We start from the raw sequence: 12,900 nt of genomic DNA on the forward strand, positions 1-12,900 counted from the left end.
TCGTTCAGGACAATTCGATGATTTAGAAGGACCTGCACATCAAATATTAATGGACAAAGATAATATTGAAGATATTAAAGGAGAAATGGAACATGCTGAAAAGATGAAGAAATGAATTGGTCGGGACGGCGAGATTTGAACTCACGACCTCTTGCGCCCCATGCAAGTGCGCTACCAGGCTGCGCTACGCCCCGAACAAGCCGCACATTATAATCTATTCCCTTTTTGGTGTCACGTCTTTTTTTATTCTATTGTTTATTAATCTCATTTTTGACTCATCACAATTTTTAAAATAATTGAAATCTATTCATTCAATCGAACAGCATTACATGCTTAAACGTATTACACTATATATACAGACTTCTTTATAACTTCTCTAATAATATAATGACAACAACAAATATTCCCATTATTACGATTGATGGGCCTAGCGGTGTTGGTAAAGGCACGGTTACGTTGCAACTTGCTCAACATCTCAACTGGCATATTTTAGATAGCGGTGCAATTTACCGAGTGCTGGCTTATGCGGCTCAAAACCAAACATTACAACTCAGTCAAGAAACTGCATTAACCCAACTTGCCTCTAATCTTGATTTACATTTCCAACAAACGGTCGATAATATTCAAGTTATTTTAGATGGTAAAAATGTGTCTGATGAACTGCGCACAGAATCTTGCGGAAACTTTGCATCCAAAATTGCAGCTTTGCCTCCTGTCAGACTTGCCCTTTTGCAGCGACAACGAGATTTTTTAAGGTCTCCTGGATTAATTGCAGATGGCCGAGATATGGGCACAGTGGTGTTTCCTGATGCACCTTTAAAACTTTTTTTAACGGCTTCTGCTAAAGAACGTGCACAAAGACGTTATAAACAGTTGAAACAAAAAGGAATGGATGTTAATATTGGCGACCTTATCAATGACATAGCTGAACGGGATAAGCGTGACACCCAACGAGCGGTTGCGCCATTAGAACCCGCGTCAGATGCGCTAGTCATTGATACTACAACACTTTCTATTAAGGAAGTGATACAACAAATTTTAGCTTTAGTCAATAAAGTAATTTAAGGGCATGGCAAGGTTTGGTGTTTAGAGATAACACTTTGATGTGTAACACTTTAAGAATTATTGAGTAATCTGTGTCATCTACGACAATCAGTGCTTTAATCCATTCCATAATGTGTTGAATTAATTTAAAAGCGGCTTAAACCAATATGTCAGCTTATGGTGTATTGTTTTTGGTGCTATTTATTAATTGCTGTTTCTAAATCAGAATTTTGACGTGGAATTTTAACCAACCCGCATTATCGTTGTGCGGCATTAACTTTTAATCAAGTCCTTATTCAGTTGTAACAGATAGCAAACTTGATAGGGCCTATGGGGTATGGAATGAGCGAAAGCTTTGCAGAACTTTTTGCTGAGAGTCAAGCACAAACACAAATGGTACCAGGAAGCATCATTCGTGGTCTAATCGTTGAAATTCGCCAAGATATGGTGATTGTTAACGCAGGCCTGAAATCGGAAGGTGTTATTCCAATTGAGCAGTTTCATGATGAAAACGGTGAATTAGAAGTTGCAGTAGGAGATGAGGTTGACGTTGCTTTAGACACAATTGAGGATGGCTTTGGTGAAACACGCCTTTCTCGTGAAAAAGCGAAACGTGCAGCAGCATGGAAAGAATTAGAAAAAGCCTTTGAAGAAACAGCAACCATTATTGGTATTATTACTGATAAGGTCAAAGGTGGTTTTACGGTCAATGTCAACGACATCCGTGCATTCTTACCGGGTTCATTAGTTGATGTTCGTCCAGTACGTGATACATCGTATTTGGAAGGTAAACCTTTAGAATTTAAAGTTATTAAATTAGACCGCCGTCGCAACAACGTAGTGGTTTCACGTCGTGCTGTAGTTGAGAAAGAAAACAGCCAAGAACGTGAAGCATTATTAGAAAGTATGCAAGAAGGCATGGTGTTACGTGGTGTTGTTAAAAACTTAACAGACTACGGTGCATTCGTTGATTTAGGCGGTGTTGACGGTTTATTACACATCACGGATATGGCTTGGAAACGGGTGAAACATCCAAGCGAAATTGTTAACGTTGGTGATGAAATTGACGTTAAAGTATTGAAATTCGATCGTGACCGTACTCGTGTCTCTCTTGGCCTTAAACAAATGGGTGAAGACCCTTGGGTTGATATTGCGCGTCGTTATCCTGAAGGCACTAAATTATCTGGTAAGGTTACAAATCTTGCTGATTACGGTTGCTTTGTTGAAATTGAAGAAGGCGTTGAAGGTTTAGTTCACGTTTCTGAAATGGATTGGACTAACAAAAACGTACATCCTTCTAAAGTGGTTCAATTAGGTGACGAAGTTGAAGTCATGGTATTGGATATTGATGAAGAACGTCGTCGTATCTCCTTAGGTATCAAGCATTGCCATGAAAACCCATGGGATACATTTGCTGGTAAATACAATAAGAATGACCGTGTTACTGGTAAGATTAAATCAATCACTGACTTCGGTATCTTTATTGGACTTGAAGGCGGCATAGATGGTTTAGTTCACTTATCTGATATTTCTTGGAACGAACAAGGCGAAGAAGCTGTACGTCGTTATAAGAAAGGTGAAGAGATTGAAACAGTGGTACTTGCGATTGACCCTGAAAGAGAGCGTATTTCTTTAGGTGTTAAACAGCTTGATAAAGACCCATTCTCTAACTTCGTTGCAGAACATCCTAAAGGCACTATCATCAAAGGTGTTGTTAGTGACGTTGATGTGAAAGGTGCAATGATTGATTTAGGTGATGGCGTTGAAGGCCACTTACGTGTATCTGAATTAGGTCGTGAAAAAATTGAAGATGCGCGTTCAGTATTAAAAACGGGCGATGAAGTTGAAGCGAAATTTACAGGTGTTGACCGTAAAAAACGCATCATTACTTTGTCAATCAAAGCAAAAGAATCAGATGAAGAATCGGCTGCAATCCAAACTTACAGCCAACAAAGCACAGGCGTAAGTGCAACATTAGGTGACCTTCTTAAACAGCAGTTAGATGGACAAGAAGAAGAAGGCACTGAAGAAGATTCTGAAGAAGGTTCTGATGATGACGTTATTTCTGATGGCGTTATTGAAGAAAAAGCAGAATAAAGCTTTACGTTGTTTATAAGAACAGGAGTGCAAGATTTATCTTGCTAAATAATAAGTTATACTGAGTTTCGACTCAAAATAACTAAACTTAGCAAAACAAGTTTTGTACTCCTGTTTTTTATAAGCGGATTATGGTGATTGACGATATGGGTTCACTATCATGGATATACAAAAGATGACAAAGTCTGAATTAATCGAAGCCATTGCGACCAAGCAAACCCAATTAACCCAAAAAGATATTGACTCGGCTGTTAAGACTATTTTAGAACACATGGCGCAGTCATTAGAAAAAGGCGAACGAATAGAAATTCGTGGTTTTGGAAGCTTTTCTTTGCATTTCAGACCACCTCGTGTAGGACGTAACCCAAAAACTGGCGAAGCAGTGCAATTGCCAGCGAAACATGTTCCACACTTTAAACCCGGTAAAGAATTACGCGACCGTGTAAATATGGATTAATCAAATAATTATACTTTTAGGGACAGAATACTGTCCCTTTTTTTTCCTTTCTAAATTCAAACTCCTAGCTTTATTTCCAAAATCATCTAATAACGTTGTTTCTCAATTTATTGTAAAACGATGCGTGTCATTATGTTTCTATACAGAACTATGTCTAAAAATGAACTTTAAGCTGTCAAGTTAAAAAATGATTGATAATCAAAAATCATCGGTTAGTTAGGCGTGCAAGATTTATCTTGTTCGGGTCTTGCCCAGATAAAATGACATAGATTCCTGAGTGCTTGACTATAGTCAATTTTGTCTTGAGTGCGAGGACTGGCAGTCCTGAAATTCTTTAAATATCAATGACTTTAAAAACTAAGGACTGCCAGTCTTGTATCATCTTAGAATAAAACGACTATATATTCTTTGTATAAAATCTAAATTCATAGGACTGGAGCTTCTTGAAAAACTGCCAATCCTAAATAAAAAATAGCGATCGTCAAAATATTCTATAAAAGAGGTTCGCTGATAATCGCATCAGGTAGATCACGCTTTTGAAATTTCACTAAATCAATCATGGCTGGATTTAAATGTACCGCCCCTGCTTTATCCACAATAAGTACATAATGCACACCCATTTTTTTTGCTATCGAATGCCAATTTTCAATACCTGCCACCATTAAGGCTGTCGCGGCCGCATCGGCTAAAGTCGCACTTTTATCAACCACCGTTACTGAACGAATTTGCGTTGTTGGCTGTCCCGTTCTAGGGTCTATGACATGAGAATAATGCTGGCCATCAAACTCAAAAAACCGCTCGTAATCTCCCGAAGTTACCACACTTAATTCATCTTCTACCGCAACCGCAGCCAATACTGATTTTTTCTCAGTTGGAAATGGATGACGTACACCAATCATCCAAGGCCGATTACCCGCTTTGCCTAAAACTTTTAAATTGCCGCCTGCATTAACAATGGCGTTTTCAATGTCGAGTTTTTTTAATTTTTTAATCATCAAATCCACGGCATAACCTTTGGCATACGCGCCAAAATCGAGTTGTACTGCGGGGTTAGAACTGGTCACGACATTACCCGTAATCGTCAAATTAGCAATACTTGGCTGCTCAGATAAGAGTTTTTCAATCGCTTTGGTTTTCGGCGGCTCAGTCAAACTGGGGTCATCTTGATGAAATCCCCATAAGGCAATTAATTTTCCAATCGCAGGTTCAAATAAATACTCACTTTTTGCCGCTAATATTTGAGCTTGTTTCACTAGATCCAACAGCATCTCATCTTCAATGGTATATGACTGGCCTTGGGCAATTGCTTGATTTAGCGCGACAACTTGGCTACCTTCATCCCATGCGTGCCATTTTTTATGTAACACCTGTAAAGTTTGCACAATATCAGTAAATGCTTGATTAGCTTTCTGTTCTGGCACATCCCATAAAGTGACAGCCACCAATGTCCCAAACACATAGAATTGTTGCTGTTGTGTACGGTCTAGATATGGGTTTTGCGGAGTACAAGCCATCAGTAATGAGAAAATAAAGCCTGCAATAATGAATTTGCGTAACATATTTCAATATCCAAAAAATGTATAAAAATGTTATAGTTTAACGAACAAAAACTATGATGGCATGAGTCAGAAGGAATGCAAGGCAATGCAAGATTATTTTTTAAAATTGAATCGCTTAGTAAACACATTATTAGAAAATACTAATGAAGTGATATTATGCCATTTTTCAGGCGAGTTGTCTGATTTTATCCGCTTTAACCATGGTAAAGTGCGCCAAGTTGGCAGCGTTGAACAACGTGTAATTGAGCTGGAATTAATTCAAGGAAAACGCAGTAGTCATGGCTACTTAGATTTAACAGGTGAATTGGAAACCGATGAGCAACGTTTAAAAGCCTTATTATTTAAATTACGTGAACATTTGTCCTATTTGCCCGAAGACCCGCATTTAAATTACTCGACTGAAATTCGTAATACAGGCTCAGTGATGCCGAATGACTTACACGATGCCAAAGAAATTTTAGCCGATATTCTACGCGATGTTGAAGATAACGATTTTGTTGGACATTATGCAGGTGGTGCGACGTTCTCAGGTTTTTTCAATACCTTGGGGCAACTGAATTGGCACAATACTTATAGTTTTAATTTGGACTGGAGTTTGTATCACACTAAAGATAAAGCAGTTAAAAATGCTTATGCGGGCTTTCAGTGGAATTCTATTACCTTTTTGGACAAAATGCGTGAATCTAAGCAACAATTAGAGATTTTAAAACGCGACCCTATTACGATTAAGCCTGGAAAATACAAAGTATTTTTAGCACCGTCTGCGTTATATGAGATTATTAATTTATTGTGTTGGGGAGGCTTTAGTGCACGGGAATTACAAACCAAGCAAAGCTCTTTACTTCGAATGCAGCAAGATGAAAAATGCCAATTGCACCCGACGGTAACTATCCGCGAAAATATTGAACATGGCTTAGCCCCTGCGTTTCAAGAACAAGGTTTTTTACGTCCAAAATATTTGAATTTAATTGAACAGGGCAAATTACAAAATACCTTGATTTCACCTCGGACTGCTAAAGAATATGGTTTAACAACCAGTGGAGCAAATCATGAAGAATCTCCTGTTTCAATTGATATGCACCCCGGGAGTTTTTCACAGAAAGAGGTGCTAAAAGCGATAGGTACAGGGATTTATATCAATAATTTATGGTATTTAAATTACTCAGATAAAGCCTCTTGTCGGATTACAGGAATGACCCGTTTTGCTAGTTTTTGGGTTGAAAATGGGGAAATTGTTGCGCCGTTGAATGTGATGCGATTTGATGAAAGTTTGTACAATTTGCTTGGTTCAAACTTGATTGCATTAACGCGGGAACGAGAATTTATTATGGATACAGATACTTATGAAAAGCGTTCCATAGTAAGTGCACGCCTACCCGGTGCATTGATTGATAATTTTAATTTTACTCTGTAGAGAATAAAAAGGACTGCCAGCTTTATAAAGAATGACAGTCCTTAAATAGATTTTCAAATCTAACTAAACCCGAAAATTAATAGCCACCTTTACGCTTAGTGTCTGGCAAACCACCAATTTTGCTGGCTTCTTTATCAGGGTTTCTAGGGAAAAGATCGTATAGCGATTTAGCGTTAACGGATTTATCTCCCCATTTTTTTTGCATCGCTTTGACGATATTACGCATATTGGGCTGATTATTACTATTATTGATGTATTCATCACGTAAGTAGTTGACTAAATCCCAGTGTTTCTCTGTTAATTCATCAATTTCTTCTGATGCAGCAATAATAGGTGCAAGCGCTTCACTCCAGTCTTCAACATTGGCTAAAAAGCCGTTTGCATCAGTTTCAATCGTTTGGCCGTTAAGTTCATAAGGCATAAGAAATCCTCCTAAAAATGGACATTATTGTTGTTAGAAATTAAAAATCGCCGTTTGCGCCTGCTTCCATGATTTCCATTAAGGCATCACGTACTTTTTTTGCAGGTTCAATCAAGCTTTCAGGTAAGTCAGCCACCATCATAATCATGTCTAAATTCATCATTATCAACCATGGTTTACCATTAGTATCTTCTAAAGCAGCGATACGACAAGGCATATAAGCTGCGAAATTAATATCATGTTCAATCATTTGCTTAGCAATATCGGCATAACAGAATTGAAAAATTTCGATACGATGAATATTGTCTAAACCCAATGATTCATGCTCTTTGTGCATGGGTTGGTGCGCAACTAATTTCATGTTTAATGCATTTGCGCGTGATTTCATTGCATCAATGGCATCATCCAAAGTAACGTCTTCAGCTAAAGCCATTTTGACCACAGTTTGAGCAATCGTAAATGGGGGCTTTTGTGCCGCTTCAGTTGCTGTGTCTTCGGTTTTAGGTGCTGCTGCTTCTTCTGCTAATAAGTTGAAGCTGAGTAACATCATGACCGCAAACATTATTATTTTACGCATAAATGTTCCTTATAAGAGTCGTGAATAGAAAAATGTGTTAGATTTTTGCTTGTAATAACAGGCATTGCTCAATTTAGAAATAAGATAAATTAATTATTTCCCAGAACAGCCCGCCCTACAAAGCTTTAAAATATTATAAACTAGGGGATTGAAACTAAGCTCATACCCGATAGATTTGACATTTTACTACTTATCAAGCCAATTGCGGATAAAGGATAATTATGGCACTACCACTTACTTTTATAGACGAGTTACCTTACACTTCACAAGCAATGCCTTATACGCATCCTCAACACCTTGCAACTATTGGCCAAATCTTTGGAATGCAAGCTGAAAAACCGCGTCGTGTCCTTGAGTTAGCTTGTGGATATGGTAGTAATATTTTAGGTATTGCGCAAAGCCTGCCGAAAGCAGAATGTTGGGCAATTGATAAATCTGAAACCAAAATTGCCCAAGCCCAACAAATGGCAGAACAAGCAAAATTACAAAATATCACCTTTAGAGCGATGGATATTTTGGAATTTGATATGGATTTAGATAAGTTTGATTATATTATTGCGCATGGGATTTATTCTTGGGGAAGCACCGAGGTTAAGAACAAAATATTACAGATTTGTAAGCAATTATTATCAGACAAAGGGATTGCTTATATCAGTTATGACACCAGTCCAGCAGGGGATTCGCGACGGATTGTGCGTCAAATGTTGCGTTATCACAGTATGGGGATGAAAGATTCACAACAACGTTTAGAACAATTGCACGCATTATTTAAATTTTTAATTACGGCCAACCGTGATACCAATACTGCTTATAGTTTGATGTTGCAAGAAGAATATCAGATTTTTCAACAACTCCCACAGCCTGAATTATATATGGATTACATTGATGCTGATAATGAGCCAGTGTTGTTTACGGAATTTATGGTGCAGGCTCATGCTCAGGAATTAGATTATTTAGGCGATACTTTTTTCAAAACCATGTTGCCACAGAACTTAGCCTCTGATGTACAACAAAATTTAGCCGCATTTGAGCAAAATATTTTACAACAAGAGCAGTATATGGATTTTGCGCGAAATCGGCGACATCGACATACGCTTTTAGTTCATAAAGGTATTGAGTTAGAGCGTAATTTAGATATTGGCTTAATTAAAGATTTTTATTTATGTTGCGATTTCCAAGTAAAACAAGTTGAGCATGAATTACATTTTGTAAGTACTCATGGCACGGTGACAACAGAAAATCCAGCCGCCCAAAAAGTGTTTACATACTTAGGACAACAATATCCACGATGTCTGAAAGTAGATGAATTACTAGAAAAAACTCAGACCCAAGCAGAAGCCCAAGCAGTCTTTGAAACCTTATTTTCATGTTGTATGCAAGGGGTTATTGAGTTACATATTGAACCAGAATCTTATGCTACCAGCATCAGCGAGCAACCTTTTGCCAGCCCATTAGCCCGTGCACAAGCTGCATCAGGATTGACTCAAATTACTAACTTGCGTAATGAACCTGTTGAAATCAGTAATGTGATTTGCCACCATTTATTGCCTTATTTGGATGGTCAACACAATCATTCCGATTTAAAACGTCTTATCCAGCATAGCATGGGTAAAAAATATCGTTTAGATGTTAGTCGAGAGGGGCAAAATGTTGAACTCTCTGAAAAACAGAAACAAGAGCTGTTTCAGCGTGCATTAAACAATAGTTTGCAATTATTAAATCGAGCCGCTTTATTTATTCAGTAATTGAGCTTATATATTCATTATTAAATTCGCTGAAAGTATAATATGTTTTTTAATTTGACTATATTTTCAGCTTTTAAAATAATGATAAGACTTGATTTTGTTAAATAGAGCTTGTTTTGTTGCAGATAGTCCATACTTATTGTTTGCCTATTTGAATGATTTTGACTAATTGTAGATAAGATAGTAATCTTGTGTTTTAATTGATATTTCTTAATGAGGATGAATGAATGAAAGGTGGTTTATCTGGTTTGATGAAACAAGCCCAACAAATGCAACAAAATTTGCAAGATATGCAGGGCGAAATTGCCAATATGCAAGTCACTGGTGAAGCGGGTGGCGGTATGGTGAAAGTGGTAATGAGTGGTCGTCATGACGTGCGCCGGGTTAATATTGATGACAGCTTAATGAGTGATGATAAAGAAATGTTAGAAGATTTGATTGCTGCTGCGATTAATGATGCGGTGCGTAAAGTAGAAAAAAATAGCCAAGATAAATTATCTTCTTTAACTGGTGGGATGGATTTACCGCCAGGTATGAAATTACCATTCTAAATTGATACTTGCGCTTATCTAATGGGAACATGCCTAGCAGAACTTTATCAATGGTTTACAACGCCGTTGGGTGAGCGTTTGTTGCAGTCTGAAGTACAATTGATGCAACAGATATTACCCAATCTATTTGGCTATCATTTGCTACAAATTGGCAATATAGGGCATGGTCAATTACTGGAAAGTAGTCGAATTAATCACCGTTGTATCTCTTGTTTAGGCAGTCCACAACATTCTGCATTAGATTATTCTACAGTACACGCTTCATCCGATGATTTACCGTTTGCACATGATAGTGTGGATGTGGTTGTGTTGCCCCATGTATTAGAATTTGAACCAAACCCTCATCAAATCTTACGTGAAGTTGAGCGCATATTAATCGCCGAAGGTCACGTTGTGATTATTGGCTTTAACCCTGTTAGTTTATGGGGATTATGGCATCGCTTTTTATCCCACCGCAAGCAAGCACCTTGGTGTAGTCAATTCTTACCTGTGTTACGGGTCAAAGATTGGCTGACTTTACTCGAATTTGAAAAATTACAGCAACACACCTTATTTTTTGCACCGCCAGTTAATAGTCATTGGGCAGCCATGAAACGGGTAGATAAATTTGGGCAGCGTTGGGGTAAAGATTTTGGCGCGGTATACGTGTTAGTGGCAAAAAAACGAGTTTCAACACTCACTCCAATTAAACCAAAATGGACAGCAGAGCCCGTCATGGTCAGTACGCCGATAGGCTCACGCTTAGAAAAACATCATGAGTAAAATGGTTGAAGCATTCACAGATGGCGCATGTAAAGGGAATCCTGGTCCTGGTGGCTGGGGGGTATTGCTACGTTATGGCGATCATGAAAAACAATTATGTGGCGGTGAGCAAGATACGACTAATAATCGGATGGAATTATTGGCTGCAATCATGGCTTTGGAAACTTTAAAACGCCCTTGTGAAGTTAAAATTACGACAGACTCACAATATGTGCGCCAAGGGATTACCCAATGGATTCATAATTGGATCAAACGTGATTGGAAAACCGCATCCAAGCAGCCTGTAAAAAATGTAGACTTATGGAAACGATTACATACCGCGAATCAAAAGCATCAAGTGGAATGGCATTGGGTTAAAGGACATGCAGGACATAAAGAAAATGAAATTGCGGATCAATTAGCAAATCAAGGCATTGATACTATTTAAAATAATGAATGATTTGAGGACTGCCAACCCTGTGAGAACTGGCAGTTTCGCTGCATTATGATTGCTCTAACACAACAGTTGTGGAGATCAAGCGTGAACAATCTTGTATTGAATAGCTAAATGTACCATCTTGTTTTAATTTAACAGAGGGTTTAACTTGCTCATCCTTTTTAAGTTCAGTGGCTGTGGTATCAAAAGTGGGATAAAGCAATACGGGACTACCTTTAAATATTGCTTTAAAACCGCCATTAGTTTGATAAACGATCTTTTCAACCCCTTCAATTTTAGCTATTAATGCTTCAAATTTATCAGGATAAAGTACCGTAGGATAAAAGGTTTGTGATGTGCCATCATCATAGACTACATAGGCTTTTTGTCTCGCGCGGGTATCCCTTAATTTATTGGAAAAATGTACGCCTTTCTTTAAATTATCAGGCATTGAAGCCCAATTACACTGATTGCCCTGACAATATTGTTTTGGAGCTGACTCTTTAAATGCATTAAAAATACCCACAACATGCACATTACTCTTATTACCTGCTCGTGCTTGGCGGGTGCTTGACTCAGGCAATTGCATTAATACATCGCCCGCAGAATTGAGTTTGACTTTTTGGTCGGTGTAATTACATATATCTCTATTGCTGTTAGTTTCAACGTTTATTCCACCTGTATTCGTGTTCTCTATTTCTCCAGTAGATTCGGTATCTATCGCGCTGACTAAACCTGTTACATCAGGAGAAGGAGTCAGAGTAAAACGATGATGATTTGGTGCAGTCATGGTAAAAAAACCACCTTCATCTTGTCCAAGACCAACAGGCGTATCAGCAGGAGCTTGATCAATATTGTCAGTACTTGCCATGAAATTGAAGTCTATATCTTCATACGAGCCCGAACCTTCAATGCTAATTGCTCCTGTTTCATCTTGGTTAAGTGCAAATAAGGTCAAATCAATATTAGAAATACCTTTTGTTTGTTGCAACCCTTCATTCATCAATGTATTAGCAGGTTTGCCGCCTGTTCCACCCAAACTAAAACTGCGTGATAAATCCACACTATCCGCCACAATTGCTTGTTCAATAGGTGGTGCAGTAAATGAATCATCAAATGCTCTATAAGTTAAACTTTCACCTTCTGGTGCGGCAAATTCACCTGTATTATCATCAACTTCCCAACCTTCAGGCAAAAATTCTTTTACTTGGTCAACAGAAATAAAATCACTGTCTAAGTTTGTAAAAATATATCCTGGTCTGGTTGAATTTTTGATAGCATCAGGATTCATTGCAGCTAATTCCTCAGGTGTAATTTCTTCTAGTACCGCTTCGTTTAACGCGTCTACATTTTCTTTAGTAAAACCTGCCAATGCTTCTACAGATAATAAAGCAAACTCTTCAGGTTCAAATGCATCAACCGCTTCAGGTTGTAAGTTTTGAATATCTTGTGCTTCAAAATCATCAAAAACATCTTGAGGTAAAGCATCCATATTGGTGGCATCAAATGCGCTAAATGCTTCAGGTTGTATATTATCAAATTCCGTCTCGTCAATTGTTTCTAACGATGTTTCATCAATACCATATTCGCCTAGTGATTGCTGCTCTACAGAATCAGGATCATCATCTAGCTCTAGCGTAGGTTCAACAAATTCAGGCTCATCAGTAGGGAAAGTTGCAATAGGGTCTTCAGATTCTTCAGTGAACTCAGGTTCTTCAGTGAACTCAGGTTCTTCAGTGAGCTCAGGTTCTTCAGTGAACTCAGGTTCTTCAGTGAACTCAGGTTCTTCAGTGAACTCAGGTTCTTCAGTGAACTCAGGTTCTTCAGTGAACTCAGGTTCTTCAGTGAACTCAGGTTC

General features: G+C 38.1%; 13 protein-coding genes and 1 tRNA gene. 9 read left to right on the forward strand and 5 right to left on the reverse strand.

All coding sequences use genetic code 11. The features are described 5' to 3' along the window. Window positions 1–115 (forward strand): cbb3-type cytochrome oxidase assembly protein CcoS (ccoS, locus tag ABXH34_RS14030; protein WP_353572522.1); only part of this gene is annotated, 115 nt, incomplete at its 5' end. A gap of 2 nt (window positions 116–117) precedes the next feature. On the opposite strand, the gene ABXH34_RS14035 is transcribed toward ccoS, so the two are convergent. After that, window positions 118–194 (reverse strand) — tRNA-Pro (locus ABXH34_RS14035). Between the two features lie 193 nt (window positions 195–387). Here ABXH34_RS14035 and cmk point away from each other — a divergent pair. The 3 genes from cmk (at window position 388) to ABXH34_RS14050 (ending at window position 3,598) form a co-directional block, all read left to right on the forward strand. After that, window positions 388–1,065, forward strand: coding sequence for a (d)CMP kinase (cmk, locus tag ABXH34_RS14040; protein WP_353572512.1), 678 nt, complete (start codon window positions 388–390; stop codon window positions 1,063–1,065). 321 nt (window positions 1,066–1,386) lie between these two features. Next, window positions 1,387–3,141: a 30S ribosomal protein S1 gene (rpsA, locus tag ABXH34_RS14045; protein ID WP_502710416.1), complete on the forward strand. Its 1,755-nt coding sequence runs from the start codon at window positions 1,387–1,389 to the stop codon at window positions 3,139–3,141. Window positions 3,142–3,316: 175 nt separating this feature from the next. Next, complete coding sequence (locus ABXH34_RS14050; protein ID WP_353572523.1) at window positions 3,317–3,598, forward strand: integration host factor subunit beta; 282 nt, start codon at window positions 3,317–3,319, stop codon at window positions 3,596–3,598. 491 nt (window positions 3,599–4,089) lie between these two features. Here ABXH34_RS14050 and ABXH34_RS14055 read toward each other — a convergent pair whose 3' ends face one another. Further along, window positions 4,090–5,157, reverse strand: coding sequence for an FAD:protein FMN transferase (locus ABXH34_RS14055; RefSeq protein WP_353572513.1), 1,068 nt, complete (start codon window positions 5,155–5,157; stop codon window positions 4,090–4,092). 85 nt (window positions 5,158–5,242) lie between these two features. Between ABXH34_RS14055 and ABXH34_RS14060 the strand changes: the two genes are divergently transcribed. Beyond that, the gene (locus ABXH34_RS14060; RefSeq protein ID WP_353572514.1) at window positions 5,243–6,571 is read left to right on the forward strand and encodes a TldD/PmbA family protein; all 1,329 of its coding nucleotides are present in this window, start codon (window positions 5,243–5,245) and stop codon (window positions 6,569–6,571) included. Between the two features lie 76 nt (window positions 6,572–6,647). On the opposite strand, the gene ABXH34_RS14065 is transcribed toward ABXH34_RS14060, so the two are convergent. Further along, the gene (locus ABXH34_RS14065) at window positions 6,648–6,992 is read right to left on the reverse strand and encodes a TusE/DsrC/DsvC family sulfur relay protein (RefSeq protein ID WP_353572515.1); all 345 of its coding nucleotides are present in this window, start codon (window positions 6,990–6,992) and stop codon (window positions 6,648–6,650) included. Between the two features lie 40 nt (window positions 6,993–7,032). Beyond that, window positions 7,033–7,569, reverse strand: coding sequence for a DUF302 domain-containing protein (locus tag ABXH34_RS14070; RefSeq protein WP_353572516.1), 537 nt, complete (start codon window positions 7,567–7,569; stop codon window positions 7,033–7,035). Between the two features lie 221 nt (window positions 7,570–7,790). Between ABXH34_RS14070 and ABXH34_RS14075 the strand changes: the two genes are divergently transcribed. From ABXH34_RS14075 to rnhA, 4 genes are all read left to right on the forward strand, one after another. After that, complete coding sequence (locus ABXH34_RS14075) at window positions 7,791–9,314, forward strand: methyltransferase regulatory domain-containing protein (RefSeq protein WP_353572517.1); 1,524 nt, start codon at window positions 7,791–7,793, stop codon at window positions 9,312–9,314. 227 nt (window positions 9,315–9,541) lie between these two features. Then, window positions 9,542–9,865, forward strand: coding sequence for a YbaB/EbfC family nucleoid-associated protein (locus ABXH34_RS14080; RefSeq protein ID WP_353572518.1), 324 nt, complete (start codon window positions 9,542–9,544; stop codon window positions 9,863–9,865). Between the two features lie 21 nt (window positions 9,866–9,886). Next, window positions 9,887–10,627, forward strand: a complete 741-nt coding sequence (locus ABXH34_RS14085) for a class I SAM-dependent methyltransferase (protein ID WP_353572519.1) — start codon at window positions 9,887–9,889, stop codon at window positions 10,625–10,627. Further along, window positions 10,620–11,054: a ribonuclease HI gene (gene rnhA / locus ABXH34_RS14090; protein ID WP_353572520.1), complete on the forward strand. Its 435-nt coding sequence runs from the start codon at window positions 10,620–10,622 to the stop codon at window positions 11,052–11,054. The genes ABXH34_RS14085 and rnhA overlap by 8 nt, the downstream gene beginning before the upstream one ends. Window positions 11,055–11,109: 55 nt before the next feature. Here the strand turns inward: rnhA and ABXH34_RS14095 are convergent. Then, a partial coding sequence (locus ABXH34_RS14095) for a hypothetical protein (RefSeq protein WP_353572521.1) occupies window positions 11,110–12,900 on the reverse strand: 1,791 nt, incomplete at its 5' end.

The sequence above is a fragment of the Candidatus Albibeggiatoa sp. nov. BB20 genome (assembly GCA_016744725.1).
GTDB lineage: Bacteria > Pseudomonadota > Gammaproteobacteria > Beggiatoales > Beggiatoaceae > Albibeggiatoa.

Coding starts and splice junctions, on each gene's coding strand:
- rnhA (WP_353572520.1), top strand. CDS start 10,620: ATGAGTAAAATGGTTGAAGCATTCACAGATGGCGCATGTAAAGGGAAT.
- cmk (WP_353572512.1), top strand. CDS start 388: ATGACAACAACAAATATTCCCATTATTACGATTGATGGGCCTAGCGGT.
- rpsA (WP_502710416.1), top strand. CDS start 1,387: ATGAGCGAAAGCTTTGCAGAACTTTTTGCTGAGAGTCAAGCACAAACA.
- ABXH34_RS14075 (WP_353572517.1), top strand. CDS start 7,791: ATGGCACTACCACTTACTTTTATAGACGAGTTACCTTACACTTCACAA.
- ABXH34_RS14070 (WP_353572516.1), bottom strand. CDS start 7,569: ATGCGTAAAATAATAATGTTTGCGGTCATGATGTTACTCAGCTTCAAC.
- ABXH34_RS14065 (WP_353572515.1), bottom strand. CDS start 6,992: ATGCCTTATGAACTTAACGGCCAAACGATTGAAACTGATGCAAACGGC.
- ABXH34_RS14050 (WP_353572523.1), top strand. CDS start 3,317: ATGACAAAGTCTGAATTAATCGAAGCCATTGCGACCAAGCAAACCCAA.
- ABXH34_RS14085 (WP_353572519.1), top strand. CDS start 9,887: ATGGGAACATGCCTAGCAGAACTTTATCAATGGTTTACAACGCCGTTG.
- ABXH34_RS14060 (WP_353572514.1), top strand. CDS start 5,243: ATGCAAGATTATTTTTTAAAATTGAATCGCTTAGTAAACACATTATTA.
- ABXH34_RS14080 (WP_353572518.1), top strand. CDS start 9,542: ATGAAAGGTGGTTTATCTGGTTTGATGAAACAAGCCCAACAAATGCAA.
- ABXH34_RS14055 (WP_353572513.1), bottom strand. CDS start 5,157: ATGTTACGCAAATTCATTATTGCAGGCTTTATTTTCTCATTACTGATG.